39 protein-coding genes are annotated in these 26,204 nt (G+C 42.4%); 9 read left to right on the top strand and 30 right to left on the bottom strand.

Annotation, left to right across the window (positions count from 1 at the left end):
• The first annotated feature begins 15 nt into the window (after positions 1-15).
• On the top strand, positions 16-600 hold the full coding sequence (locus tag JXR01_03230; GenBank protein ID QSH39290.1) for a hypothetical protein: 585 nt from the start codon (positions 16-18) through the stop codon (positions 598-600).
• An 88-nt stretch (positions 601-688) separates the two neighbouring features.
• On the opposite strand, the gene JXR01_03225 is transcribed toward JXR01_03230, so the two are convergent.
• From JXR01_03225 to JXR01_03215, 3 genes are all read right to left on the bottom strand, one after another.
• Positions 689-1,201: a hypothetical protein gene (locus JXR01_03225; GenBank protein QSH39289.1), complete on the bottom strand. Its 513-nt coding sequence runs from the start codon at positions 1,199-1,201 to the stop codon at positions 689-691.
• A gap of 12 nt (positions 1,202-1,213) precedes the next feature.
• Positions 1,214-1,501 (bottom strand): hypothetical protein, encoded by a 288-nt coding sequence (locus JXR01_03220; GenBank protein QSH39730.1) that lies wholly within the window; start codon positions 1,499-1,501, stop codon positions 1,214-1,216.
• A 93-nt stretch (positions 1,502-1,594) separates the two neighbouring features.
• Positions 1,595-2,479 carry a hypothetical protein gene (locus JXR01_03215; protein ID QSH39288.1) on the bottom strand — a complete coding sequence of 295 codons (885 nt, stop codon included), beginning with the start codon at positions 2,477-2,479 and terminating at the stop codon, positions 1,595-1,597.
• A 135-nt stretch (positions 2,480-2,614) separates the two neighbouring features.
• On the opposite strand from JXR01_03215, the gene JXR01_03210 reads away from it, so the two are divergent.
• A complete protein-coding gene (locus JXR01_03210) occupies positions 2,615-3,376 on the top strand; it encodes a TIGR00730 family Rossman fold protein (protein ID QSH39287.1) in 762 nt (253 codons plus the stop codon).
• A gap of 88 nt (positions 3,377-3,464) precedes the next feature.
• Here JXR01_03210 and JXR01_03205 read toward each other — a convergent pair whose 3' ends face one another.
• Positions 3,465-4,622 carry a hypothetical protein gene (locus JXR01_03205; protein QSH39286.1) on the bottom strand — a complete coding sequence of 386 codons (1,158 nt, stop codon included), beginning with the start codon at positions 4,620-4,622 and terminating at the stop codon, positions 3,465-3,467.
• 160 nt (positions 4,623-4,782) lie between these two features.
• Here JXR01_03205 and JXR01_03200 point away from each other — a divergent pair, with 160 nt between their 5' ends.
• The 5 genes from JXR01_03200 (at position 4,783) to JXR01_03180 (ending at position 7,881) form a co-directional block, all read left to right on the top strand.
• Positions 4,783-5,832, top strand: a complete 1,050-nt coding sequence (locus JXR01_03200; GenBank protein ID QSH39285.1) for an AI-2E family transporter — start codon at positions 4,783-4,785, stop codon at positions 5,830-5,832.
• Positions 5,833-5,902: 70 nt separating this feature from the next.
• Complete coding sequence (infC, locus tag JXR01_03195) at positions 5,903-6,457, top strand: translation initiation factor IF-3 (GenBank protein ID QSH39284.1); 555 nt, start codon at positions 5,903-5,905, stop codon at positions 6,455-6,457.
• Complete coding sequence (locus JXR01_03190; protein QSH39283.1) at positions 6,444-6,629, top strand: 50S ribosomal protein L35; 186 nt, start codon at positions 6,444-6,446, stop codon at positions 6,627-6,629. The genes infC and JXR01_03190 overlap by 14 nt, the downstream gene beginning before the upstream one ends.
• Before the next feature lie 6 nt (positions 6,630-6,635).
• Positions 6,636-6,980, top strand: a complete 345-nt coding sequence (gene rplT, locus JXR01_03185) for a 50S ribosomal protein L20 (GenBank protein QSH39282.1) — start codon at positions 6,636-6,638, stop codon at positions 6,978-6,980.
• A 100-nt stretch (positions 6,981-7,080) separates the two neighbouring features.
• Positions 7,081-7,881 carry a HEAT repeat domain-containing protein gene (locus JXR01_03180; GenBank protein QSH39281.1) on the top strand — a complete coding sequence of 267 codons (801 nt, stop codon included), beginning with the start codon at positions 7,081-7,083 and terminating at the stop codon, positions 7,879-7,881.
• A 170-nt stretch (positions 7,882-8,051) separates the two neighbouring features.
• On the opposite strand, the gene JXR01_03175 is transcribed toward JXR01_03180, so the two are convergent.
• The 26 genes from JXR01_03175 to rpsS all read right to left on the bottom strand — a co-directional run bounded on the left by JXR01_03175 (position 8,052) and on the right by rpsS (position 25,062).
• On the bottom strand, positions 8,052-8,309 hold the full coding sequence (locus JXR01_03175) for a hypothetical protein (GenBank protein ID QSH39280.1): 258 nt from the start codon (positions 8,307-8,309) through the stop codon (positions 8,052-8,054).
• Positions 8,310-8,314: 5 nt separating this feature from the next.
• A complete protein-coding gene (locus tag JXR01_03170; protein ID QSH39279.1) occupies positions 8,315-9,214 on the bottom strand; it encodes a M15 family metallopeptidase in 900 nt (299 codons plus the stop codon).
• A 2-nt stretch (positions 9,215-9,216) separates the two neighbouring features.
• Positions 9,217-10,587 carry an MBL fold metallo-hydrolase gene (locus JXR01_03165; GenBank protein QSH39278.1) on the bottom strand — a complete coding sequence of 457 codons (1,371 nt, stop codon included), beginning with the start codon at positions 10,585-10,587 and terminating at the stop codon, positions 9,217-9,219.
• A gap of 223 nt (positions 10,588-10,810) precedes the next feature.
• On the bottom strand, positions 10,811-11,002 hold the full coding sequence (locus tag JXR01_03160; protein ID QSH39277.1) for a hypothetical protein: 192 nt from the start codon (positions 11,000-11,002) through the stop codon (positions 10,811-10,813).
• 24 nt (positions 11,003-11,026) lie between these two features.
• A complete protein-coding gene (locus JXR01_03155) occupies positions 11,027-11,632 on the bottom strand; it encodes a nucleoside-diphosphate kinase (protein ID QSH39276.1) in 606 nt (201 codons plus the stop codon).
• Between the two features lie 77 nt (positions 11,633-11,709).
• Positions 11,710-14,670: a TraM recognition domain-containing protein gene (locus JXR01_03150; protein ID QSH39275.1), complete on the bottom strand. Its 2,961-nt coding sequence runs from the start codon at positions 14,668-14,670 to the stop codon at positions 11,710-11,712.
• 25 nt (positions 14,671-14,695) lie between these two features.
• Positions 14,696-15,451: a type I methionyl aminopeptidase gene (gene map / locus JXR01_03145; GenBank protein ID QSH39274.1), complete on the bottom strand. Its 756-nt coding sequence runs from the start codon at positions 15,449-15,451 to the stop codon at positions 14,696-14,698.
• On the bottom strand, positions 15,448-16,044 hold the full coding sequence (locus JXR01_03140; GenBank protein ID QSH39273.1) for a nucleoside monophosphate kinase: 597 nt from the start codon (positions 16,042-16,044) through the stop codon (positions 15,448-15,450). The genes map and JXR01_03140 overlap by 4 nt, the downstream gene beginning before the upstream one ends.
• A 7-nt stretch (positions 16,045-16,051) precedes the next feature.
• On the bottom strand, positions 16,052-16,621 hold the full coding sequence (locus JXR01_03135) for a guanylate kinase (GenBank protein ID QSH39272.1): 570 nt from the start codon (positions 16,619-16,621) through the stop codon (positions 16,052-16,054).
• 5 nt (positions 16,622-16,626) lie between these two features.
• On the bottom strand, positions 16,627-17,217 hold the full coding sequence (locus JXR01_03130) for a guanylate kinase (protein ID QSH39271.1): 591 nt from the start codon (positions 17,215-17,217) through the stop codon (positions 16,627-16,629).
• A gap of 118 nt (positions 17,218-17,335) precedes the next feature.
• Entirely contained in the window at positions 17,336-18,610 is a 1,275-nt protein-coding gene (gene secY, locus JXR01_03125) for a preprotein translocase subunit SecY (protein QSH39270.1), read from the bottom strand.
• A 6-nt stretch (positions 18,611-18,616) separates the two neighbouring features.
• Positions 18,617-19,072, bottom strand: coding sequence for an uL15 family ribosomal protein (locus JXR01_03120; GenBank protein ID QSH39269.1), 456 nt, complete (start codon positions 19,070-19,072; stop codon positions 18,617-18,619).
• 4 nt (positions 19,073-19,076) lie between these two features.
• Positions 19,077-19,691 carry a 30S ribosomal protein S5 gene (locus tag JXR01_03115; GenBank protein QSH39268.1) on the bottom strand — a complete coding sequence of 205 codons (615 nt, stop codon included), beginning with the start codon at positions 19,689-19,691 and terminating at the stop codon, positions 19,077-19,079.
• Between the two features lie 5 nt (positions 19,692-19,696).
• Complete coding sequence (locus JXR01_03110; protein ID QSH39267.1) at positions 19,697-20,044, bottom strand: 50S ribosomal protein L18; 348 nt, start codon at positions 20,042-20,044, stop codon at positions 19,697-19,699.
• Between the two features lie 13 nt (positions 20,045-20,057).
• The gene (gene rplF / locus JXR01_03105) at positions 20,058-20,594 is read right to left on the bottom strand and encodes a 50S ribosomal protein L6 (GenBank protein QSH39266.1); all 537 of its coding nucleotides are present in this window, start codon (positions 20,592-20,594) and stop codon (positions 20,058-20,060) included.
• Position 20,595: 1 nt separating this feature from the next.
• A complete protein-coding gene (gene rpsH / locus JXR01_03100) occupies positions 20,596-20,994 on the bottom strand; it encodes a 30S ribosomal protein S8 (protein QSH39728.1) in 399 nt (132 codons plus the stop codon).
• Complete coding sequence (locus tag JXR01_03095) at positions 20,985-21,170, bottom strand: type Z 30S ribosomal protein S14 (protein QSH39265.1); 186 nt, start codon at positions 21,168-21,170, stop codon at positions 20,985-20,987. The genes rpsH and JXR01_03095 overlap by 10 nt, the downstream gene beginning before the upstream one ends.
• Before the next feature lie 418 nt (positions 21,171-21,588).
• The gene (gene rplE, locus JXR01_03090; GenBank protein QSH39264.1) at positions 21,589-22,131 is read right to left on the bottom strand and encodes a 50S ribosomal protein L5; all 543 of its coding nucleotides are present in this window, start codon (positions 22,129-22,131) and stop codon (positions 21,589-21,591) included.
• A 1-nt stretch (position 22,132) separates the two neighbouring features.
• Positions 22,133-22,441, bottom strand: coding sequence for a 50S ribosomal protein L24 (rplX, locus tag JXR01_03085; protein ID QSH39263.1), 309 nt, complete (start codon positions 22,439-22,441; stop codon positions 22,133-22,135).
• A gap of 9 nt (positions 22,442-22,450) precedes the next feature.
• Positions 22,451-22,822, bottom strand: a complete 372-nt coding sequence (rplN, locus tag JXR01_03080; GenBank protein ID QSH39262.1) for a 50S ribosomal protein L14 — start codon at positions 22,820-22,822, stop codon at positions 22,451-22,453.
• Positions 22,823-22,827: 5 nt separating this feature from the next.
• A complete protein-coding gene (rpsQ, locus tag JXR01_03075; protein QSH39261.1) occupies positions 22,828-23,094 on the bottom strand; it encodes a 30S ribosomal protein S17 in 267 nt (88 codons plus the stop codon).
• Positions 23,095-23,096: 2 nt separating this feature from the next.
• A complete protein-coding gene (gene rpmC, locus JXR01_03070; protein QSH39260.1) occupies positions 23,097-23,288 on the bottom strand; it encodes a 50S ribosomal protein L29 in 192 nt (63 codons plus the stop codon).
• Positions 23,289-23,293: 5 nt separating this feature from the next.
• Complete coding sequence (gene rplP / locus JXR01_03065; GenBank protein ID QSH39259.1) at positions 23,294-23,713, bottom strand: 50S ribosomal protein L16; 420 nt, start codon at positions 23,711-23,713, stop codon at positions 23,294-23,296.
• 11 nt (positions 23,714-23,724) lie between these two features.
• Positions 23,725-24,393, bottom strand: a complete 669-nt coding sequence (gene rpsC / locus JXR01_03060; protein QSH39258.1) for a 30S ribosomal protein S3 — start codon at positions 24,391-24,393, stop codon at positions 23,725-23,727.
• Between the two features lies 1 nt (position 24,394).
• Complete coding sequence (gene rplV / locus JXR01_03055) at positions 24,395-24,724, bottom strand: 50S ribosomal protein L22 (GenBank protein QSH39257.1); 330 nt, start codon at positions 24,722-24,724, stop codon at positions 24,395-24,397.
• Between the two features lie 8 nt (positions 24,725-24,732).
• Entirely contained in the window at positions 24,733-25,062 is a 330-nt protein-coding gene (gene rpsS, locus JXR01_03050) for a 30S ribosomal protein S19 (protein ID QSH39256.1), read from the bottom strand.
• Positions 25,063-25,271: 209 nt separating this feature from the next.
• On the opposite strand from rpsS, the gene JXR01_03045 reads away from it, so the two are divergent.
• Both JXR01_03045 and JXR01_03040 read left to right on the top strand, forming a co-directional pair.
• Positions 25,272-25,487, top strand: a complete 216-nt coding sequence (locus JXR01_03045) for a hypothetical protein (GenBank protein ID QSH39255.1) — start codon at positions 25,272-25,274, stop codon at positions 25,485-25,487.
• Positions 25,488-25,625: 138 nt separating this feature from the next.
• Positions 25,626-26,186 carry a hypothetical protein gene (locus tag JXR01_03040; protein ID QSH39254.1) on the top strand — a complete coding sequence of 187 codons (561 nt, stop codon included), beginning with the start codon at positions 25,626-25,628 and terminating at the stop codon, positions 26,184-26,186.
• The last annotated feature ends 18 nt before the right edge of the window (positions 26,187-26,204 follow it).

Below are 26,204 nucleotides of genomic sequence, written 5' to 3'. Positions count from 1 at the left end.
ATTAATTAACACATCATGAAAATAGATAAAAAAAGTATTGCAGTTGGTATGCTTGCCCTTGGGCTTGTAACCACTGCTGGAGCAGGTGTTACCTCAGCGGCCGAAAATGGAGGCTTTGGTGGTGAAAGAAAAGGAGGTCATGCTGAAGTCGCAGCACAGTTATTAGGGGTTACTGTAGATGACTTCAAAAATCGCATACAAAACGGTGAAAACCCACGCGATATTTTAGAAGCTGCAGGGATCAGCAAAGAGGACGTGCGCGCAGCACATGACGTTCGTAAGCAAGAACGTATAGCTCAAGCAATTGCTGATGGACGTATCACCCAAGAAGAAGCCGATGAGCGAGCTGCAAAGCAAGCAGAGCGAAAAGCACATCGCGAAGAAGCACGAAATGCAATTGAAAGTAACGACTACAATGCTTGGGTAACAGCATCAGTTGGAACTCCGATGGAAGGTAAGGTAGACGCTGCAGGATTTGCCAAAATGGTTGAAGCACACAACCTGCGTGAAGCAGGCGACCATGAGGAAGCTCGCGAAATTATGAAAGGGCTTGGTTTTGAAAAACCACATAAAAAACATGGTGCATTTAAAGAAAAATAAGCACAGCACATATCTAGCAATTAATAATGTAGCCTAGATCAATAAAAACGCCTCGTGAAGAGGCGTTTTTATTTTGAAGGACATATTCTTACATTCGCCTACTGTCGTACGCCCAGTGCAATAACGATTGCCTTTGACGAGGTCGGCATACAAGATCTTTTGGTTTACAATTTCTTTGTATTTGTGTAGCATGTCGCCGAAATGCTTTCCAGCGCTTTATTTGACGTGCATCTATTTCTGGAAGTCGCCTCCCTAAGTAGTAGCGAAAGTACCATTGTATCCACCCCCGCGGATCATCTTTGTCTATCCATCCTTTTTTCTGCCACTCTTTGCGTGACTGAGAAGCACTAACGTTAAAAAAGTTTAATTCTTTATGCTGCAACCCATCTTTTGAACGTTTTGCCTTTCTGTACCATGTTTCAGGAAATTCTTGTAAAGCAGCGTTAGAAAAATATGCCCCGCCCATAATACCGAGCTCGAGCATCTCTTGAGGCGTGAGTGATGGCTTAAATTCTGGATCGAAATGTTCCCCAACACCAGCTGAAAGTGTATACGTATACCCTTCTTGGAGTTCGTCTTTTGAAGTCACTGTATCTTCCATAGATACAAAAACCTATCGAATAAATATAAAATAACTGCCTATAAGCAATCCAAAAACGATGATTCCTACGCCAATAAGTATGCTGTTGATACGAATATTTTTTTGAGAGGTTGTGTCTTTTTGAGCACATTGTGCCTCAAGAGCAGCACCGATAGCAACACCAATTCCCACACCCAACGCAACATTTCCAAGCGCCGCTCCTATTCCTGCACCAATTGCTATTCCCATACCCATCCCCGTACCAGTTGGCCACTTTCTTTCTTTTCCCTTCTGCTCTTCATTACTATTTTGCTGATCCATAGAGATAACTGTTAGTTGTTAACTATTCCTACTATATAAAAAATGTACGCGGGAAGCCAGAAGCTGCCCGCGTACTATTTTTGTAACGTAATTTCAACTACACAACTGACGTGTCGCATTATGGTGCCATGCAAACGCTGTGTGCAGTGCATCAACACTAGCCTCATTCCACGGAACTCCTCCTTTTGGGAAAAGAGCACACCAACGTAGAGATGTAACTCGTTTAAGACGCTCAATACCGTCTGCAAGTGTCGTATCAGTGTACACCGATTTTTTACGAACTTCGCGTGGATACGCTGCTGCAATTTGGCGCAGAATAAATGTGGGAAGCTGTGGCTCACCAGTAACCACACCGTCTAGAGGACGGCTGCCAAGTACCAAAATGTTCCGCGCACGAGTGCGGCGAATCATCTGAGCGATTGACAAACTGCATGCACCATCGATGTATTGTTCCCCTGCAACTTCTACTGTTCCCTGTAAAAGAACTGGCATACACATAGAAGCCTGCGTAAGAGTGAATGGACACGATGCCTCTTGTAGAGAATGTATGTGACACGATGCATCCCGTACTCGAGTAACAACGGCAAAAGCATCGCCTTTACATCCATCAAGAAAATTTGTGCCTAATTCCTGTGTGAGAATTTCCATCAGATACTCAACACCTAACACGTCAAAGATTTGAGCTCGATCAAACCAAGAGCGCTTCAATAGATGCTGTGCAACACGTGCGTAGACTTCAGGAGTTTCACCCGTCCTACCCGCACAATACCCGAGCATATTGGCTGCGCCGACTGATACTCCAACAACACTTATATTTGGATATTCTCGAGGAGATATTCCTATTTCTGCAAGCGCATGAAGCATCCCTGCTGATGTTATTCCTCCCATACCCCCGTAGAGAACAGCAATGAGTAGTCGTTCTCCTTTTTCTGCATTATGCAAAATGCTCGGCAAACTGACATTGCCAATCTGTTCCATTGCCACACCCTCCTTTCTGGTTGTGTAGTGATGTCAACGAACAAACCTTATTCCTATTTCAATAATACGCTTCTCTTTCATACTTATTATATAACGTGTGCATAACGCACTATAAGTTCATGTATAATTGGCAACATGATAAATGAAAATAACAACACTACTGAAACATTCGGTGCAGGATTTGAAATTAAAAAAAAGACACCCATGAAGAATTTGTGCTACGACCACATCAACCTTCCTTCACGTGTCGATACACAGATTGAAAAAGAGCTTCATGACAGAGCCGCAAGAATAGAAGATGAGCTCCTTGAGGGATTCCATGCAATCCGCAACTTTCCTAAGTCGGTAACTTTTTTCGGTTCAGCACGCTTTGAACCAAACCATCCATACTACAAAATCGCTAAAAGTCTCTCTGCTCGGATTTGTAAGGAGGGATACGCAGTGATTACCGGAGGAGGACCAGGAATTATGGCTGCTGGAAATGAGGGTTCAAATCAGACCTGTAATCAAGCGGTGGGCTTTAATATTGAGTTACCAAACGAACAGACTATTAACGAGCACGTGACTCACGGGGTCAATTTCCACTACTTTTTTACACGCAAAGTGTCGCTCTTCTTTTCAGCAGAAACGTACCTCTATTTCCCTGGCGGGTTCGGTACCCTCGATGAATTTTTTGAGTTAGTAACACTGATTCAAACACGAAAAGTTCCGGCAGTACCAGTTATTCTTGTAGGTTCAGATTTTTGGAATCCTATTATGGACGTAGTGGAAACTGTGTTGCTCGATAAATTCAAGACTATTTCACCTGAAGATATGGATCTCTTTAAAATCACAGATAACGAGGAAGAGATACTTGATATAATTAAGAAAGCACCTCTACGAAACGAGTATAATTAAATCCTCTCATCTTCGATTCAAAAAACACCCGCTTACGCGGGTGTTTTTAGTTGTACGAAGTATTTACGTAAATACTTACGTAACTTGGCTACATCGGTGAGCTATCACTGAATGTATCCTCTGACTTTCGTCGTGGTTCCCATTTCCATATTCGCTTTACTACTACCCATGCGACTTTAGCAAAAGCTGTTGCTAGAAGTACTAGTAGTGCACCAAAGATGATGAGTTTCACTGCTGCGAGTGCAAATGCTATAAGACCAATTGTAAGTGCAAGTGCTGTCTCGTTTATCTTAACGAACATTTCTTGTACACGTTGTTTCCATTCATCAGCAATTCGCTCTCCATCAACAAAGACAACCTTTGATACAGACACATTGAAGTGTGCGTACTCAATTTGTTCCTCCGTCTCACCAAGACCTTTAGATAGACGATCAATACGTTCCTGTGTGTTAAGTAATTGTTGTGTGAGTCTATCAATTGTAGAAATCTTATTGTTTATCACTTCAGACAGCGTTGCAGTGTCGCCTTCTCGTGTCGCCTGCGCAATAAGATTATTAAACGCAGATTCAGCTTGGTTAAGTGTTTGTGTTGTTGATTCTAATCGTCGCTTTTGCATCGCAAGCTCACTCTCGCTGTATTCAACACTTCGCTCTAATGTACTGGTGTTGATGTTGAAATCCCTTGGGTCGAGAGCCTTTAGAGTATCGATTATCTCCTCTTCGTGCTCTATATCTACACGGAATGTGTAGTTACACCAGTCTTCGCTTTTGTTTGATCGATCAAATACAACATATTCAAGCGGCTTTAAGTCACTCACTGCTGTACATGTCTCTTCGAATTTTCGTGTCTCGTAATGTGCGTTGTAATCACGTCGCTCGTATTCTTCTGCATCAGCTCCACCTTCGTCAAATAGTGCGATTGAGGTAGCACGAGAAGATTCCGCAAACATCATGTCGCTACCTCCACCCATTCCCATAGCCTGTGGTGCTGAGCTCTTGAAACTTAAGGTTGAGTCTCCCATATTGAGAACTCCATCAAAACCTCCTACGAAATCCTCAACTATTCCAATACTGGTTGAGCTATGACCGTAGTTATTGCTATACCCAAAAACTCCTTTGGCAACAGTGTTCAGAACACCTAACGCAATGGAAAGAGCAACTACTATAACCACAATGGCTAGTACTGCCTTTACGATTGATTTAAGTGACCAATCAAAATTTATAATATTCTCTTTTAATCTGTGCATAAAAATTAAGTATTACTAATAGATGCTATTAATTATATCACGCGCGAGTCGCATGCTGTGTATGCAGATACGACAAACACCCGCTAAATATGTTGACGACTTACGGTACTGTTTCTTACGCCATGATTGCACATACACAAACTACTGATACACTAAAAGCGTGCAGTTCAAAACTCTCCAAACAGGACTTTTTATTTTTCTCCTTGCAGCTGCAACGGCACTTTTTGGGTGGCTTATTAGTGACTACATTATGCCCATATTCTGGGCGGTAGTACTTACCATTCTTTTCTACCCACTACACCAACGGTTGTATAATTACACGAAGGGCCGCGCCGCGCTTTCGTCACTTCTTACCATTGGGAGTATTCTTATTATTGTGATGGTGCCACTGTATATATTGGGTGCACTCGTAGCCAACGAAGCAATCTCTTTATATATAAACCTCACCCAAGGAGACATCAGTTCCCTTACAATGCTTGCTACGATTCAAAATGCACTCGTGCCGCTTGCGCAATTTGGTGTTGATGTAGAGAGTGTCCAAACAAACCTTGTTGCGTTTGCGCAAAGTTTCAGCGCACAAATCGGTACGTACGCGCTCGATATTGGACGTGCCACAGCAGGGACCTTTATTTCAATATTACTAATGCTCTACATTCTTTTCTTCACGCTTCGTGACGGCAAAGGCATCCTCATTCGTATGATGGAAGCGCTACCTTTGGGAGATGCAAAGGAAAAGATGCTTTTCGAACGATTTGTCTCAATAGTACATGCGATGTTTAAAGGAACGTTCATCATTGCTATCGTCCAAGGAGCAATTGGCGGGGTGCTCTTTATGATTGTCGGCATAGAAAGTGCCGCCTTGTGGGCATTTGTAATGGGACTCTTTGCGCTTATTCCGGCTGTTGGCCCCGCAATTGTATGGCTCCCTGTTGGATTACTCTTACTCTTCACAGGTTCTGTATGGCAAGGTGTTACCGTATTAGTTGTCGGTGCAACACTTGTAAGTCTTATAGACAACCTCCTACGTCCAGTTTTAGTAGCAAAAGAGGCTGCAATGCCTGATGTTCTCATACTCCTTTCAGTACTAGGTGGGTTAACACTGTTTGGTATCGCCGGAATCATTATTGGCCCAGTTATTACAGCGTTTTTCCTTTCTATGTGGCAATTATTCGAGCACGATTACGAGAAGGAATTGAAGAAATTTGGGTAGCAATTCCAATTGCAGTGGAGTTAACTGCATGGTATAGTCTTTGGACGCCCAGTAGGGCGTTTCTTTTGTAATGCAAGACGAAGTACGAATCAATGAAAGCATCCGCGTGCCTGAGGTACGGGTTGTAGGCGCTGAAGGTGAAAACCTCGGTATTATGTCTACACGTGACGCTTTTAAGAAGGCTCAAGAAGAGGGGCTTGATCTCATCGAGGTCTCCCCTAAAGCTAAGCCACCTGTTGCTAAGATCGGTGACTACGGTAAGTACAAGTACGAGCTAAAGAAGAAAGAGAAGGAAATTAAGGCTAAGTCACATGTTACCGAAACAAAAGTAACTCAGGTTAAAATCGGTACGGGTGAAGGCGACTTAAAACGAAAGGCAAACAAGGTTGGCGAATGGCTCAATGATGGGCATCGTGTAAAGATTGATCTCTTTTTATGGGGTCGATACAAGTACATGGAATTCGCTTTCTTGAAGGACCGTCTCGAACGTTTCCTTGCAATCGTCCCTGAATCGTTTAAGATGGCCGACGAAATAAAGAAAAGTCCAAAAGGGCTTACAGTAGTACTTGAACCAGATAAATCTGGCAAAAGCGCTGCAAAAAAAGAAAACAATGAAAACAAATAAATCATACGCAAAGCGCCTTCGGGTAACAAAAAACGGCAAGATTGTTGCACGTAAACCTGGGCAGAACCACTTTAATGCTAAAGCAAGTAGTGGTAGTAAAATGGCCAAAAACCGAATGCAAACTATTACATTGACCAAGAAGGTTCTTGGGCGATTTCTACCTGGTAAATAATATTATATGGCACGAGTAAAACGAGGAACAACATCACTAAAGACACGTCGGAATGTACTGAAGCGTGTAAAAGGGTACCAATTTGGTCGCTCAAAGAAAGAACGACAAGCGCGCGAAGCTATTGCTCACGCTGGTAACCACGCATTCGCACACCGCCGAAAGAAAAAGGGAGACTTCCGCCAGCTCTGGACAGTGAAACTCAACGCAGCACTCCGCCCTCTTGGAATAACCTACAGTCGTTTTATTGATGTACTTAATAAAAAGAATGTTAAGCTCGACCGAAAAGTGCTCTCTCAAATTGCACACGAACAACCAGAGACATTCCAACGAATTGTTGAGACAGTGAAATAAGGCCTCCGCTATCTAGACTAAGCAAAAAACACCCCGAAAGGGTGTTATTTGCTTTGGGAGTGTATATAATGAAACCGTTATTATAAATTACTTTAACTTTATGGAAACATCGAATATTGAAAACTCTCTAAATAATGGGGAAGAAATTAAGAAAATTTCTGATTACGAAAGCTTCAGAGAATACGCAAGAGATAAGACAGAAACTTTTGGAGAGAGCTATCTTTACGAAGCTGCTGCAGCAGCACTTGAGATAGGCACAATAGATTATGCAGATATAGCTAGTTTTGTCGAGAAAGGGATTGATGATGAAGATGCACTCGTACGATTGTTCGCTGTTACATTAGCCGGATATGGTCAAGAAGACATTGACTATGTGAATATGGTTCAGAAGGCTACGTCAGATACCGATGATTATGTACGCGCTGCGGGTACGACTCTTATTGGCAGGTTGCCAGAATCCGAAAGAAGTGCAAGTATTATTAAAGGGTTGGATGACGAAAATGATAGGGTGCGCTTGTATGCGAGTCTCGAAATAAGCGAAGTTCCCAAAAATGAACAAGGAGCACTGTTAAGAAAAATGCTTGCTGATAGCGATGGTTATATACGTGAAGAAGCTGCAGGTGCGATATACCGTGTACCTGAAGAAGAACGGACGGAGCTTGTTAAAATTGGTTTACAGGATGAAGATCATCACGTACGTTGGCGTACAGCTATGCGTCTTGGTGATGTTCCTGAGGGAGAAAGAGCTACGGTTATTGAGATTGCATTGCAGGATGTAGATGAATATGTCGTCAAAGATGCTATTAAAGCAATACGGTTTGTACCTAGTAGAAATGAACGTATTCGTCTGCGTACAATAAACCCACACAAGAGTTTAATACATAAGCTCTGGTACAATTAATTAATTCAAAGAGTAACTCTTAAATAACACCCCTTTCGGGGTGTTATTTGTTTTGGAAGCTCTATATACTCAACTACTAAAGTTAACTTTAGTACTGTGAAATGAAGTAAGCTGCTGTTTACCAGTTGTCTCATACTTGATTGGCTGATTGAGAAAACTAATCAAACTAACTAAAAGAGCGATGAAGTTGCAATTATTGCAATACCAATCCACGCAAGGTTAAGCGCAACAACTGGATACGATTTTGTTTTTGCTGCCGAATACAAAAGCGCTGCCGCACCGATTAGGTTCATCATCTGGTATTCAAGAGTGCTTGAAGTAATAAACCCAAGACTAATACCTGCGTACGCAAGCAATATTAAGAGCATACCAATCCACCCTACTACCTCATGGACTTCATCAAACATTGAGTATATTCGTGTAAACATAATACTTAATTCTCAAACATAGTAAGTCGGTACGCATCGATATCTCTTTGGGGCGTATTATAAAAAGTCGTACCTTTATTATAGAGGTCTGCGGCTAATTCTTTACCCACAAATCGCCAATGCCAAGGCTCGAATTCATAATACGCATTGTTCTCAGGGTATGAAAGGACGAATCCGTACTTGTGTGCATTTTGTAGCATCCACTGATACTCAGGAGTAGTATCGAAATCGAGCATGTCTGAGCCTATTGTCGAATTCACCATATCGATAGTAGTACCAAGTTGATGTTCAGAATAGCCTTGGTCAGCAACAAATTGATTTGCCACCGTCGTACCATACGTAACTGTGTGGTTCTGTTTTAGGTTACTTTGGTATCCAAACGAACGAAAAGCGGAGATAATTTGTGGTTGCAACCCACTGCTTTTCATATCTGCGGTCATAGAAAGTAAGAACGGAAGAACGTCTGAAGAAATTTGCTGATTGTTATCGGAGTATACTAACTCGCTCGGGATATACGCAAGTTGTGCAGGTTCGTAATGCTCATTAAGGAAGAAAACTTTTGAATATTTTGCTAGGAGTTCAGCGTCAGCTTCCTCAAGTTTTTTTATATCTTCTACTGTTTGAGTTGCTGATTCTATAAGTGACAACATTCGAGAAAGATCGTAGCTCGAGTCAGTTGCTTCTTGCCGTACGATACGCAAAAGCTCTTTATGAACTTCGACTTCTTCATCTTTCTTTTCGATTGCAGCCGCAAGATCATCTATTTGTATCTTCGCATGTTGCAGCTCAGCTGAAACAGCTTTATTCTCCTGTTTGACGCTATAAAAACCGTATGTAGATACAATAAGAGCTACCGTGCAGAGCCCGATGATACCTATCAGTATGTGTATTTTATGTTTCTTCATGATTAAAAATTCAATACTTCTATATCACCTTGTTCTGGAGCAATGGCTGGCACTGAAAGAAAATCGCGTAATCTCTGCACTAAAAAGAGTGATGACTTAGGCTCCCCCATCGCTACAAATACTCCTTCAAGAGTCTCAGCTGAATTTTCTACAAAATCTATCAGTCCCTCTCGGTCTTTGTGTGCTGAAAATCCTCGGATAGTTTGCCGCCGTGCCCGCACGCGAACTTTCTTTTTTTCGATAGTGATATTTTGTTCTCCATCTTGAATGCGACGCCCCAACGTACCTACTCCTTGGTATCCAACAAACAGAATAGTTGTGTTCTTATCAGTGAGCAACCTTTTTTCATGCATTATAATCCTCCCACCAACAGACATACCTGAAGCTGAGATAATAACCTTTGGTGATGGTGCATTTAATAATGAATGAGATTCTTTTGCATCGCGAACTATCGTAAAACGCGGAAATTCAAAAATATCGTCACCTGCTGCAATCTCTTTCTGGACAGTGTCATTAAACAAATTCGTATGCTTCTTGTATATGTCAGTTACTTTACTAGCAAGTGGCGAATCTAAGTACACTGGTATCTCTGGAACACTGCCCTGTTCTACCATTTTATTTATTTCATAGAGAAGGAGTTGCGTCCTTTGCATGGCAAAAGATGGTATCAGTAGTGTACGATTGTTTTTATGTGTATCTATAAGAGCATCGCGTAGCAAGCTCACTCTATCATCCCTATTTTCATGTACTCGATCGCCATAAACACTCTCCATTAAAATATAATGTGCACCAACAACCGGCTCGGTATCTCGTAATAATGGTGCAGGAGAGTTACCTAAATCACCTGAGGCAACAAACTTCCTCCCATTTCGCGTAAATTCGACCATAGCAGCCCCTAATATGTGCCCTGCGTCTAGAAACCGTACAGCAACGTCATCGCCCATGTCGAACGATTCGTGGTAGTTACGCGTTTGCCACAATGTTAGTGTTTGTTCTATGTCTTGCGTTTCGTACATTTGAGGTAACCCTCTTTTCTTTGCCTCATCTCTTAGAATACGGACAGCGTCAGCGAACATAACCTCCGCAAGATCTCGAGTTGCCGCAGTTGAGTAAATAGTTCCTCTGAATCCGTCCCGAACTAATTTAGGTATACGTCCTATGTGGTCGGCGTGTGCATGAGTTACAAACAGTGCGTCTATCGTTGAGGGATCGTAAGCGAAATCTTCGTAGTTCTCGTTCATTCCTCGTGTAGCACCTTGAAGCATACCGCAATCTATCAGTACGCGTTTCTTTCCTGTTTCAAATAAAAAGTTAGCGCCTGTAACAGTTCCTGCGCCACCAACAAATGTAAGTTTAGATTGATTCTCCTGCATGTAGTACTTATTCTATCATGTCTCTTTGTGTCAGCACGCAAAAACTCGCTATATTCTAGCGAGTTTTTACGTGCCGTGGGCATACCTGGTGAAAGCCAGGTGGGTGATTTCAGTATCGACTGCCACAGCAGTGAACAATTCAATCTCCCTATAAATGCAATTAAGCAGGAATGCCCTCCGGCTTTCTTCATTATAGCATGAACAAAGAAAACGAAACCTGTGGCTATTCTCGATTCTTAAGATCAATCTCAAAACGAGAGAAAAGCTTCTTTAATTCATCGAGTATTCTGTCTGCTTGCCTCCGAGCATCTGTAATGCCGCTACTCTTATGTTGTTCCATTTCTCTTACTTTTTTCTTCAAGTAGCTTGCGGCTTCATCGACAGCTTTAATGACTTCGTCATTTGATGTTGTCATACATTTTTTGTTACGTAATAACTCTTACTCAAGAATACCACCAAAATCTGCATCGTACAGAATTCGCTCTTGTGCTATACGATATTCGATAAGTTCGTCATCATTAAACCAGATTGGAATTTCTTTTTCAGCTTCATCAATTTCTCCTGATGCGTGAATAAGGTTTCGGATTGAACGTCCGTCGGTATCCGCCATCTGATATGAGTCGAGCATGTAGTCGCCGCGAATAGTTCCAACGTCTGATGTACGTGGTTCTGTGCTACCAGTTAATTTACGGATTATCTCAACAGAGTGAGCTCCTTGCCATACCATCGCTAAAACTGGCCCTGACGCCAGATAAGAGGCGTTAGATTTAAGGATGGCCATACCGTTTTCACGAGGTGTATCGTACGGTGATTTTAGTCCTTTCTTTTCGTACGCTGCGGCTGCTTTTGTTCCAACGTTCTCAAGCCACTCTTCACCACCTACCATATAGTGTTCTGTTGCTTTTTCAGGTGTAGGAAGCATAAATTTTGCTGCAACCAACTTAAGACCAAGTCGTTCATAGCGACCCATGATCTCCCCCATAAGGCTTCGTTGTACGCCGTCTGGTTTTATAATAACAAGTGTTCGTTCTTTTTTGTTTGCCATATCAAATCTAAAATATCTACAAAATAATAGCGCAACTCTACCATATTTAAGTCTCTTGTGTAGCTTTTTCTTTAAATCTAAAGAAATTCTGAAGGGTTGAATCCGTTTACTGGCTCAGCTTCTTTCTTTGCATATTTAGCAGCAATAGCTGCTTCAACTTCTGCTGATTCACGACCATAACGTTGATATGAAAGTTGTTTGATGTGTTCAATTTTATCGAAGTCAACTGGTTCCGGAGGTAGCGTTTGCATATTGAATGGACGCACTGGCTTACCATCAACTAACAGCGCCACATACGCATTAAAGTTATCAAGTCCAACAATATCAGCCGCAGTAAAATCTGGCTGAAATTGCTTTTCTAAGAACTCTGCGTCTTCATTGCCAACACGGAATACACACTTCGTACCGACGTTCCCGAATACCGCATCTCTAATTTTCTCATCTAATTGTGCAATAAACTGGTGAGCAATATTGAGCGAGAGTCTATATTTACGTGCTTCAGAAAGGATTGTCGCGATAGATGGTGTCGTAAAGTTTTGGAACTCATCAATATAGAGGTAAAAGTCTTTAACGTCGGTACTACCACTAGCGACAGCGTCAACGCGCGACAGTGCAGCTTGTAGAAATTTACCTACAATAATTAGACCAAGAAGCTCTGAGTTTAAGTCTCCTAATCTTCCCTTAGACAGGTTAACGAGCAGAATCTTTTGACCGTCCATTATCTCCCTGAAATTAAATGATGATTTCTCTTGTGTAATAATTGGTCGCATTGTTGAGTTGCTCAAGAAAATATCGGTTTTCGCAGTGATGTACGGCACGATGTTTTCAAGCGACGCCTCCCCACCCGCCTTTTCTGCGATTTCTTCCCAGAATTGATTCACCAATGGATTACGAGAATTCGCTAGACATTCGTGCCTAAAGTTATCATTCGCCAGCACACGTGGTATGTCAGCCATTGTTGCGGTACCTGCTGGCATACCCTCAAGCACCAAAAGTGCAGCGTTACGGAAGTACTGCTCAAACATCGGGCCAAGCGACTCAGGTGATTTTGCCAAGAAAAGTTTTTCAAAAATACTGAATATTTCGTTTACTACAAACGTTTTCTGCTCAGGAAAATCTGGATTATATTCCATTATGTTAAGACCCATCGGGCGTTCTGTGTAACTTGGGTCGAAATAGATAACATCGTCGTGTCTTTCAGGTGGAATAGCTGCCAAAATATCAACAATATCTGAACCATGTGGATCAATGTAACAGCACCCCTCTCCGTTCTTAATATCTTGAATGATCATATTCTTCATCAGGTTTGTTTTACCTGTTCCCGTTTGTCCAATTTCGTAGAAGTGACGCATACGGTCTTCCGCTAAGAACTTGACCATCGTATCAGTACCGCCAAACGTGTTCTTTCCGAGTATTACACCACGTCTTTTTTGTGTATTCGCCATTGGGGCTGGGGCAACTACTTCTTCTTTATGTTGGTCAACAGGTGCAGGAGTTGGTACGTAAGGTGCCTTTTGTACTGGCTCTTCGTCGTCTTCGTCTGCAGATACTTCAATAGGAGCTGAAACATGTTTTGCACGTGTTTGTTTAAGTTCACGCGATGTTGAAACTCCTTGTCCCGTAAGATGGTACATGGATGTCAGTTCCGTAAGAGAAAGCGGCTGTAGTCTTTTAAAGTTGAGTGTCCGGAAAGTGAATGCGTGCATGAATTTCCGTAATGCTGCGCCACGTTCGTGGATAAATTTGATTGCATTACCCTGCGCTTCTTCGAATTGGTTAAATGTTGATGCAATGTTTTCAATAATGTCCTCCGCACGACCCTCTTCTTGTGCTGAAGCAAGTATACGAATGTTTACTGGAACAATACGACTATTAACCTTCTTAGTGATTGTCTCGAGAGTCATTTGATCAACTGCTTTATCGTTTATCGTATTCTTTGAGCGATTCATCGCTATATCAACAAGATTCTCACCAAGCGCGTCTACTGCTTCACGAAATGGTGATGTTCCATGACGTATTGCCTTTTTTGCTTCTTTTCCATCGCGAAGATAATCAACTACCTTTTTATATTGGCGGTTATATGAATCTCCGTCGTCGCCAATAATAAATTGAATAGCCGCTCCTTCTCCATGTTTTTTAAGCTTGCTGAATGCTGAAAGTACGATGTTTAGTGGATCGTGCACAAATTCTTTGTATTCTTTTATTGGATACACCGGACTTCTTTCGAGAACACCATATGCCCCAGCGTGAACTCCTCCATAACTGAAAATATTGTAATCACTGCGCACTTCTTCGATTTGAGCGTTAGGAAATATGGAAATAAGGTGTCGTTCAAACAAATCTCTTTTTTTGCGTGGTACCCCAACATAAAAAATCGCCTCTTCGCTTCCTTGATGCACTGCAATCTCAACAGAAAAAATATCTTTTTTCTGGAGTTTTCCCTTTCCCATAACACTCAGCATCCCAGCATAAAATTGCTCCATGGATGCAAGAAGTTTTTCGAGATCTTGGTTTTGATTATTTTTGTCGTTTGCAGTTTGGGCTGGAAGCGAAACCTCATAGAGGACCATGTGTAACGCTTTCCAGTCTTCAGAGCCTTTCCGTACTCCCTGTGTTGAAAATCCTTCAGCAACATACTGAACAAGCGCTCGATGTAAATCATCTTCAAGATGTGCACTACCCATCTTACTTACCACTGCGAGAGTATTTTTAATACCCTTATCTGCCACCATTTTCAAAAGCTCATCAATCTGTACATCATGCTCTTCGGGTTCGAGACGTAGTTTTTCGCGTAATATATGACTTTCTGACGTTTGGTATCGTTCGTGTAGAACATCTTCGGCCGGGGTATCGTGATATTTAATAATTTCTCTTTTTGCAATTCTGTCTTTCTCGAAGCCTGACTTTTCTCCTTCAAGTTCAGTTTCTTTTATACGCACCCGTTCGCGTAAGTACGCAAGTTCTTCCTCTGGTGTGCGAAAACGCTCAACGGGTTCTGTTGAGGATACATCAGGTGTTGACCCTTCCATGTGCGGCATATCGATATTATACCGCGCTGTACGTTTATTCGTTTTCGACTGTCAACACTTCTGCCTCTATTTCCCCAACAATAATTGAATGTTCAAAGTGAGCACTTTGTGAACCGTCTACCATTTCATACAACCATCCGTCGTTGGCAAGACGTATCTTTCCAGAACCTCTGGCAAACATCGGCTCGAGTGCAAGCACATCACCTGCTTTTAATACTTCGCCAGTACCCTTCTTTCCGTAGTTTGCAATAAACGGAGGCTCATGTACTTGAAGGCCAACGCCGTGACCACCTAACTCTTTTGGAAATCCGTATCCGTGCTTTTTTGCTATCTCCTCAGCGGCATGACCGATATCTCCAATGGTATTTCCTGCTACCGCAACTCTAATTTGTGCATTAAGTGCTTCTTTCGTTGCCCATATAAGTTCCTGATCTTCTTTTGCGATAGTACCGATTCCAATAGTAATCGCTGAATCAGTACACAATCCTTCGTGCCAAATACCTCCATCGATTTTTAGCAGATCCCCTTCAATAAGTTCGTATTCGTTCGCAATACCATGCACAATCCCATCGTTTACTGACAAACAAAATACGCCAGAAAATGGCGGCTCTCCGTAACCAGTAAATGACGGTGTGTCACCGTATTCTTCTATAAGAGAGAGAATATATGAGTCAATATCTTTTAAGGATACACCTGCTACAGCTTTTTCTGACGCTTTGCGTAATATAGTAGCAAGGCGTCGCCCTCCTTCTCGTAAGTTATCTCGATCTGTTTCCGTTCGGATTATCATGCAAGCTGTAATGCTTTTAAAATTTCTTTATGTACTTCCTCAACTTCTGGAGCACCGTCAATTCTGTGAATTGTACGTCCTCTTTCTTTCATTACATCAAGTGCGGGAAGTACATCTTTATTGTACCAATCAATTCGCCGCTGTATCTTTTCTTCAGAATCATCGTTACGTCCGCGGGCAAGCAATCGCTCAAGTGCCACCTCAGGAGAAAGTTCCATCAAAACAACTTCGTAATCTTCACGTCCGTAAAATGCCATCGCGTCATCAAACGCCTTTGCCTGTCCTTCTCGTCTCGTAACGCCATCTGCAACAATATGTTCTTCGCCAGTAAAGTTATCTACGAGGTACTGAGTTAGTAAGTATATCGGCATAAAACTGGGCATGAGTTTACCGTTTGAAATAATTTCATGTGTTAACTTGCCAGTTAGGTCACCTCGGGCAACCATTGCACGCAACAGCCCTCCCATTTCAATGTACACAATTTTTCTGTCTGACTTTTTTGCAAGATGCTCTTTTAATAGTTCTACCTGTGTCCCTTTTCCTGCACCTGAAGGTCCGAAAAAAAGAACTGTCTTTGCTTTTGTTTCATTCATAACGTGCTTAAAGATACTGTTCTTTACGAAGAATGTCCACGACCTCCTGTATAGTCTCGTGTAACAGTCCTTGTTTATTAATAAGTGAATAATCGTATATATCAGCGTGTTTGAGCCACTCTTGCGTATATTTCATACGCTCAGCTATAAACTCTTCTGAAACATCAGAACGGGCCCTTATACGGTCTTCTAACACCTCAAGTGACTCCGCCATGAGAAATATGGATATTATGTCTGGGAAAAGTTTCTTTGCAGTAATAACTCCTTGATATTCAATTTTCCATACTCCAACTCCATCTAGATCATTTACTCGTTGCAGCTCTTCTTTTGTAACACCATAAAAGTTCCCATTGTATTGTTTTGCCCATTCTATCATTGAGCCACTTTCGATACGTTCCTCAAAATCCTCTTTCGAAATAAAGTAATGATCCTCGCCATCACTCTCTCCCTCTCTTGGACTTCGTGTCGTAGTAGTTATTACTCGATTCACTGTTACGTGCTCACTCAGACCTTCAATAACAGAGTCCTCGCCAGCACCAGATGGCCCAGAAATAATTACTATATTTTTCAGATGCATATTAGTTATTCCGGGACACTATAGCCTTCTTGCTTCAAAATCTCAACCACATTAAATATGGTGTCAGCAAACTCCCCGTCTGTATTCCATACAATATGGTCGAAACGCCCCTCTGCTTCCTCTATTTCTTTTTTGGCACTCAAAACACGCTTCTGTACTTCCTCTTCGGTAATATCTGGATCACGCCGTCGTAACCTGTCCTCAATAACTTCTAAAGATTTTGGTCGTAAAAAAATTGTTGTAGCCCCGTAATTATCTTTAAAGAATTTAGCGCCCTTCGGATCAGTATTTGCTATGACATTGAGATGTTTAATGAGTTTCGCGTCGAGGTCTGGTTTATACGCACCGTAATAGGCATCTCTGTTTGCTACATGCGTGTGCTCAATGATATTGCCAGCCTCAACCTCCTTAAAGAATTCCTCTTTAGTAAAGAAATAATAATCAACACCATGTTGTTCATTTAAACGCGGTTTTCGCGTAGTTGCTGAAATCAACTTAGTAAAATTATCAAAAGAATCTATGAGCTCGCGAGTAAATGTACTCTCTCCGCTTGCCGTGGGACCTGCAATAACAAGCACCTGTTTCTTTCCATACATGCAAAGAGTGTATCAAAGCAAACGCTAGAATCCAGCTTATTTTTTCTACACCACAGGTCTACATAACTCAAAACGCCCAGCTGCTAGCAACCGGGCGTTTTGAAAAATATAAAAGAGATTAGTATTCGCGGACAGAAACCTGTGCCTCAACACGCTTCACGATATCAAGAACTACAGATACCGCAATAAGAAGTGCGGTTCCACCGATAGTTAGTGTCGTGATACCAGTGATTCCTTGCATAACAATAGGAAGTACGGCAATACCACCAAGAAAGAGCGCTCCAACAAGGGTAATTCGCGTCAAAATGTTCCCTACGTGCTCTGACGTATGACTTCCTGGTCGAACTCCTGGGATAAATGCGCCACTTTTTTGAAGGTTGTCAGCAATTCGATTCGGGTCGAATGTCATTGCAGTGTAGAAGTAGGTGAAGAAGAAGACCATAGCAAAGTACAGACTTCCGTAAATAATCTGGTTTGTAAGTCCGTTTGTAATGGCTGTTGCAATGGTTGCAATAATTGGGAATGCGCTATTCACAAAGAATGCCGCGAGCACCTGTGGGAACAGAAGAATCGAAAGTGCGAAAATAATTGGGATAACACCTGCTTGGTTTACTCGTAATGGTAAGTAAGTAGAAATACCACCTGACTGTTTTGCACCACGAGTCTGCCGTGCATAGGTGATAGGAATTGGCCGTTCTGCCTCAGTAATAAATACTACTCCAGCAACCACTGCAACAGCAGCAACTGCAAATCCTAAGTACAATGGTATTTGTGAAATATCGAATGTAAAAATAAGTTGACTTACTGTACTTGGTAGAGTTGCAACGATACCCGCGAAAATAATCAATGAAACTCCGTTGCCGATACCAAATTCGGTGATAAGTTCTCCGAGCCACATAAGAAGAAGTGATCCAGTTGCGATAACCATAACGTTCGTCATCATCGCAGCGAACTCCAACGGAGGTACGATACCGTTTTGCTGGAGCAAGGTAAGGAAAGCGAATCCTTGCATGAAAGCAAGAGGAACAGTGAGATATCGTGAGAACTGTGTAAACTTAACACGCCCTGCTTCTCCTTCTTCTTGGTACATTGCCTTCATTTTTGGCGAAAGCACAGTCATAAGCTGCATTATGATTGATGCAGTAATAAATGGACCTACACCAAGCATTACAATGGAAAGGTTAGAAAGCCCACCTCCTGAGAAAATGTTCAATAGGCCTAGGAATTGGTTGTTTGCAAAAAATTGATCAAGACGTGCAATGTCCACTCCCGGAATCGGGATAGTTGCAAGAATACGAAAGAGAATCAACGCACCAAGCATAAACAAAACGCGATTCCGTAGCGATTCGTCTCTGACTATAAGTTTTAGTTTTTGGAAAAATACTCCAATCATACGCGGTTAGGCTTTTATGCTCCCCCCTGCAGCTTCGATTGCCTTTATTGCTGTCTCAGAAGCTGTACAGTTTTCGATTGTAAGTTTTTTAGAAAGTGTTCCTCGTCCAAGAATCTTTATTTGCGGTGCTTTCCCAGCGCGGTTTGAAACTACTTTCTTTTCTACAAGAGTAGTTGGAGTGACTGTATCGCCTGCTGCAAATACTTCTTCAAGCTGTGAAAGGTTTACAGGAGTATTAGAAACACGACTACTGTTTACAGTGCGAGAGCGGTTTACACCGTGTCCACGCAACTTTGGAAGCTTCTTAATCATGTCACGCATCTCTGGTCGAATACCGTGACGTCCGTGTTGCTTTTGCCCCTTGTGTCCGTGACCACTTGTTTTACCACGTTTACCACCGCGACCGATTCGTTGCTTTGTTTTTTGGCTTGTACTTTTTGTAAGTGAATGTAATCCAGTCATATGCTTATTTTTCTAGCTTTAGAAGCGCAACTACTGCAGCTCGTGCAATGTTTGTCTTGTTTTTACTTCGTGAAAGAATCTTTGTTGTAACATCTGTGACACCACCGAGCTCAAGTACTGTTCGAACAGAAGCTCCTGCAACGAGTCCGCGACCCTGCGCTGGACGAATTTCGATTACTGTTGAACCATATTTTGCTTCTGTATTATGTGGAAGACTATTTGTTTCAGTACGTGCAATAGTAATCATGTTCTTCTTGGCATCTCGTATAGCTTTTTCAATTGCCAATGCTGTGTCTCCTGCTTTACCAGTTCCAACACCAACACGTCCCTTTTTATCTCCTATAACCATAGCTACAGAGAAACTAAATCGGCGACCTCCACCCATAACACGAGTTACTCGACGAATACCAATAATCTTCTGTGCGAATTCTGGAGTTCTGTCTCCTCTCTCTCCACGTTGTGGGCGGCGTCCACCGCTACGCTGTGGTCCGCGACCTCCTCGAGGTGCTCCTCCAGTACGTGCTGTTGGCGCTGCAGCTTTTGGATCTGTAGCTGGTGCTGCATCAGTCTTTGCAACTACTGCTTCACCTTCTTCTGTTTTTTTAATATCGTCAGTCATACTATTTAAAATGTAAGGCCTGCCTCACGTGCCGCGTCAGCAAAGGCTTTAATGTTACCAGTGTAAAGATACCCTCCTCGGTCAAAAACTACTGAAGTAATTTTCTTTGCTTTTGCTGCCTCAGCTAACGCACCAGCTGCTGCAACACACTTTTCCTTTGGAGTAGCGCCTTTTTGGTTTGCTGTGCTCACTGAAGCGATTGTTACGTTGGCTTCGTCATCAATGAGTTGTGCAGTTACCTGTCGGTTTGAACGGTACATTGCAAGACGTGGACGAGTTGCAGTTCCTACAACCTTCGCTCGGATGCGATTCTTTCGTCGTGTTCGTCGTAATGTTTTAATTTGAGTATCCATACGTAATTATGCTCTATGCGGTTGCGCGCTTACCTTCCTTTCGACGAACCACTTCATCATGGTAACGAATACCTTTCCCTTTGTACGGTTCTGGCTTTTTGTTTGCTCGCACGTTAGCAGCGAACTGACCAACAGTTTCTTTGTTTGCTCCTTTGATAGTTATTTCGTTCTTTTCAACAGACACGTCTAACCCATCAGGAACTATCATTTCTATTGGATGCGAGAATCCAACGTTCAGTACAAGTTTTGAACCGCTCAAATCTACCTTGAAACCAACTCCTTCTACGAGGAGCTTTTTTTCAAAAGGTGTGTTCACACCGTCAATCATGTTTCGCATATGAGAAGAGAATGTTCCCCAGAGAGCTTGAGCAGCTCGTGTCTCGTTCTTGGGAGTCACCACAACTGCCTCTCCATCTACCACAATAGAAACGTCATCGTGAAGATTTTTTTGCAGTTCTCCTCCTTTACCCTTCACTGAAATAACATTATCTGTGATAGATACTTCGACTCCCGCAGGAATAACAATAGCTTGTTTACCAATTCGACTCATATTACCAAATTTCAAATAACGCCTCTCCTCCAACTCGCTCCTTTCGTGCCTGTGAATCTGTCAAAATACCTTTTGGTGTTGAGAGCACGAGCATTCCTTTACCGTAACGCACAGGAAAAATTTCATCTGCTCCTTTGTATACACGACGTCCCGGCTTTGAAACACGCTTCACTTCTGTAATACGTGGTGTTCCATCTTCTTTATACATAAGTTCAACATGAATAGTCTTTCGAATCTTCTTTCCTTGCTTTTCAACAGACTTGATGAATCCAGCATTCTTAAGAACTTCAGCAACAGCCATTTTCATCTTAGAATGCGGAAGTGCCACACCTTCGTGCTTTACTGCGCCGGCGTTCTTTAAACGCACTATGAAGTCTCCTATCGGGTCGCCTACCATGATGATTTCTTAATTCCGGGGATGTGTCCTTCTAGTGCCTCTTCTCGGAAGCAGATACGACACAGGTCAAAAGCACGCATGTAGCCTCGTGGGCGTCCACACTTGAAACAACGGCGAACAACACGCGAAAGGAATTTCGGTGTCTTTTGTGCTCGCGCAATCATTGATTTCTTTGCCATAAATATTGATATGTTCTTTTTAGCCGGCTGCACTAACGTTCCTAAACGTCACGAAGTGCGCGGCATAAATTCGGAATTGTCGTTTTACTTCGTAAAACTCTGTTCCTTATTTAAAATTGACCTTTTGATTAAAGGTCACTCATGTTGGCTACAAAGAGTCTTTGTAGCTGTGTTTTGTGCAATCCTTCTTGCACGCATGAAACTGTGACCTTCTTCAGGTGCGAGCATATTACCTGAGGTGGTATACAAAGTCAATAAAGGTAACGAGAGTGGAAATACACGCCTTAATGATTAAGCACGACAGTGTCTCATAAACCATCAGAATGCCTGCATTCTGATGGTTTATGACTCTTGTATGTAATCAGCGCTAAGTACCTACGTAGATATAAAAAATCGACCCTAAGAGTCGGTTTTTAGTTTATTCTGCTGTTTTCTTTAGAGGAAGTCCGATTTCTCGCAAGAATGCTTCTGCTTCTTCTTTTGTTTTTGCGGTTGTGACAAGTGTCACACCAAGTCCAAATACGTCTCGAAGATCTTCATCAGAAGTTTCTGGGAAAATAGTGTGTTCTTTAATACCAATAGTGTAATTGCCCATCTCATCAATTGCAGTTACCTCTAATCCGCGGAAGTCACGTGTTCGAGGAAGTGCAACATGAATGAGTTTGTCGAGGAAATTACGCATTCGTTGTCCTCGCAGCGTTACAGAGTACCCAATAATAGTTCCTTCTCGTAATTTGAACGTAGCAATTGACTTCTTAGCAGGGTTTGCTTTTGGCTGCTGTCCGGTAATTTTTGCAAGACGATCAACGACAAGTGCAATCTTGTTTTTGTCGTTCATTGAACCAACCTTTGCAGAGATAACGATTTTATCGAGCTTTGGTGTTTGCATAATGCTCTTGTATCCAAAACGCTCTTTAAGCGCTTTGAACATATTTGTTTGTTTTTCAGCTAGTGTTTCCATATTACTTTATTACTGTTCCACTCTTCTTAGCAACTCGTACACGCTTTCCGTCTTTGCGTTCAATGCCAATTCGAGTTGGCTTTCCACCCTTAGGGTCGGCGAGCGCAACGTTTGAAATGTGTACGGGAAGTGTTTTGTCGATAATTTGTCCACTTTCTCCTCCGCGACGTGCTTTTTGGTGACGCTTAGCAACGTTTACACCCTCAACAATCACCTTGTCTTCTCGTGGAAGTGCGCGAAGTACCGCCCCAGACTTTCCTTTGTCTTTCCCTGCGATAACTATTACTTTGTCTCCTTTTTTAATCTTCATATTCAAAATCTATACTACTTCAGGTGCAAGCGACACGATTTTCTGATAACCACGTTCTGAAATCTCTCGAGGAATAGGACCAAATACACGGTTTGCCTTTGGTTCTTTCTTTCCTTTTTCAACAATCACTACAGCGTTTTCGTCAAAGCGAATGTATGAACCATCGCGACGACGAAACGGCTGTACTTGTCGTACTACAACAGCGCGCAGTACATCTTTCTTCTTTACCTGCTTTCGTGGTTCTGCACTTTGTACAGCAATAACCACCTCATCTCCAATACGTGCGTACCGTCGTTTTGATCCACCGAGTACTTTGAAAACGCGGGCAATTTTACCTCCTGAGTTATCGGTGATTTTTACTATTGTTTGCGGTTGAATCATATATGTTACTTAGTTGTGCTTTCGTTGCTCTCGAGCACAAAGTTTTTACGCTTTGATATTGGTCGTGATTCACGAATAACTACCTTGTCCCCCACTGAAGCAGTATTTTCTGGATCATGCACCAAGAACTTCTTCACCTGCTTGATGAACTTCTTGTACTTAGGATGCTTTACGTATCGAGCAACGGCTACTTTCGCAGTATCTTTCATCTCAACACCTACTACGGTGCCGCGCAATGTCTTTCCTGCTTTTTGTGTGTTTGTATCTTCCATAATTATTTTGCTACTTTAGTCCGAAGTGTAAGTTCAGTCAAAATTTGTGCAATTTCTTTTCGTGTATTGCGCCCTTCCCGGACATTCCGTGTACGTGAGCCAGCACTCTTAAAGCGGAACTCACGTAACTCCTCACGCTTTTCACGTATAAGCTTCTCTAAATCTTTATCACTTTTTTTCTTTAAATCTTTCATACAAATTATCGGGCCACAATCTTAGTTTTGATTGGCATCTTCATGCTCGCCTTACGCAGAGCAACGCGTGCCACTTCTTCTGAGACACCATCAACTTCAAACAAAATTCGTCCAGCTCGAACATCAGTCACGTACCCTTGTGGGTCACCCTTTCCCTTACCCATACCTACTTCAGCCGCTTTTTGAGTAAACGGTCGATCTGGGAAGATGCGAATCCACATCTTTCCAAGCTTTCCAATAGTACGTGTAATGACCTTTCGTGATGCCTCGATTTGGTTTGAGGTAATACGTGCTTGCCCCATTGCCTTAAGGCCGTATGCACCAAAAGCTACCTCTACTCCACGTGTTTCAGGACGTGCAAGTTTCTTGGCATTTTTGCGGCCAGTTTGCCACTTTCGGTATTTTGCTTTTTTAGGAAATAACATACGCGCTCAATCTATTTAGTGTCTTCGAAAATATCTCCGCGGTATACCCACACCTTAATTCCAACGATACCGTATGGAAGATAGGCCTTTTCTTTTGCGTAATCGATGTCTGCTCGGAATGTCTGCAGTGGAATTCGTCCGCGCTTAATTTCTTCACGACGTGCCATTTCAGCTCCTCCAAGTCGTCCGGCAAGTGCAATACGTACTCCTTTAACGTCTCGGTTAGCCATAACCTTTTCAACTGTTTGCTTTAAGATACGACGATGCGGCATTCGTTTTTCGAGCCCTTCAGCAACCATGTACGCAACGATAGCAGCGTGAGATTCTGGCGAACGTACTTCTTCAACGTCAATCTTTACCTTTGGCATATCATCACCGAGGCGAAGTTTTCGTAGTTGCTTGGTAATATCAACAAGAAGCTTCTGTGTACCCTCTCCTGAGCGTCCGATAACCATACCAGGACGTGACGTTTTGATGTTTAGACGAAGCTCTTTTTCGCCTCGCTCAATTTCAAGAGCAGTTACATAGAGCCCACGTAGTCGCTTTGTAAGATATGTACGTACCAATGTGTCTACACGAAGATTCTCGCGGTATTGTTTCGCACTTGTTCCAAACCATCGTGACTTCCAGTCGCGAATAATTCCTAAACGGTGGGCATATGGATGTACAGTGTGTGTCATATTATTCTTTTTCCCCTAATTGAAGGGTTATTTTACTTGAACGACGGCGAAATGGTGCAGCGCGGCCGAAAGCACGTGGACGCCAACGACGTAGTGCTCCTCCTGCTGAATCAACAAATATTTCTTTTACTATCAAATCTTCTGTATTCTTTTTTTGGTCTACAGCGTTTGCAAGTGCTGATTCAAGAAGCTTTTTAAGGTCAGGTGCTGATTTTTTGTCCATAAATGACAAAATAGCACGTGCGTGTTGCGCATCTTTTCCACGTATCAAATCAGCTACAAGGCGTACCTTGCGTGGTGATTGTGAGTAATTTTTCAAAAATGCTTTCATACTACGTATTATGCTGCTGCTTTCGCAGCTTTTGCTGCAGTTACTTCAGCTTCTTTCTTCTTTACCTCAAGCTCCTTCTGCATCTTACCTCCATGTCGGTGGAACGTCTTAGTTGGTGAAAATTCACCAAGTTTGTGTCCTACCATATCGTCAGTAACGAGCACATCAATGTGCTTTCGTCCGTTGTGTACACCAAATGTAAACCCTACCATTTCTGGTGCGATATCACTTCCACGTGCCCACGTGTTAATTACCCCACTATCTTCTGGAGTTTTTCCGGTAATTTTTTTCATCAACTTAGCGTCGACGTAAGGTCCTTTTTTTATTGATCGTGTCATATTGTTGGATATATTGCCTGTACAGAGAGGCTTGTGAGCTCCTCTCGCTTTGCAATAAAAAGCCGCCTCAGTGGCGTGCCGCATATACTATGCGAAATTGGCCGATAAGTCAATCTTATTGTGCTCCTGCGCCCCTTGCGGAAATATATATGCAGCATACTATGAGTTTTGGTACCTTGAATGTGCCTTGTACAGAAAGGAGCTTGTACATGGAAACTCGCTACACTGTTTCTAGAGATGGTACCACCATTGAACCCGAAAAAGCAGGCGACCATGAACGTGATCTTTTCGATTGCAAATTTGCGGTTCTACTCGCAATCGGTCGGGTTGAAGAAGCTATCGAAGAGGCTGCAGGGCAACAAGAAATTGAGCTGCAAGAACGTTTGAATGAGTATCGCGCAGAGCTTAAGTCTCTAAATAAATAAACACCTTCAAACTCCAAAAGGCCTCACGGATGTATTCGTGAGGCCTTTTACTTTTTATCTTCTTAAATTCGAAATAGCATTGCTTAAAATAGTCAAAAGCTGTACTCTAATTTTAGGAAATAACCACAGGAGGTTACTATGCCTAATGAGTACATTGATCTTAACTATGTCTATTTCGAACTTGCCCCACGGCGAGCTGAAAGAGAACCGTATCGTTTTCCTGACGAACATTTCAAAAAAATGCAGGCTGCGGGTTTTGTTCTCGAAAAAGCAGGCGGTCATGTTTATTGCCATTCTCTGCCTCATGGCTGGACAATAGGTACGATACCTCATGAGGAAAAAGGGTGGGAAACCAAAGGCCTCTTCGACGACCAGCATCGTTGTCGAGGTGAAGTTAATGTAAATGTCGGTGATCGTTCACCAGAATATCACACGACATTACTGACACGCTTTCGCCCATACAATAACATGCTTGGCGGAGATGAAGGTGTCCCCTGTTCGACAATAATTATAGATCGGACCTTGCCGACCAATGACCTTTTTGCAATTCAAAATACCGAAAGCGCAAAGGTCATACGTTCAATTCCAGGTACTTACGAAGATATAGGTAAGCACAAAGAGAGTGGGTGTTGGAAACAAGCTCTGGCTTGGCTTGATGAGAAATACCCCGAATGGCAAGATCCGTTCGCGTATTGGTAACTATCTCAAAAGTTCCTA

The organism is Candidatus Kaiserbacteria bacterium, assembly GCA_017134395.1.
Taxonomy (GTDB): domain Bacteria; phylum Patescibacteriota; class Minisyncoccia; order Phycocordibacterales; family UBA2100; genus UBA2100.
This window is presented reverse-complemented; position numbering and strand designations above follow the sequence as displayed.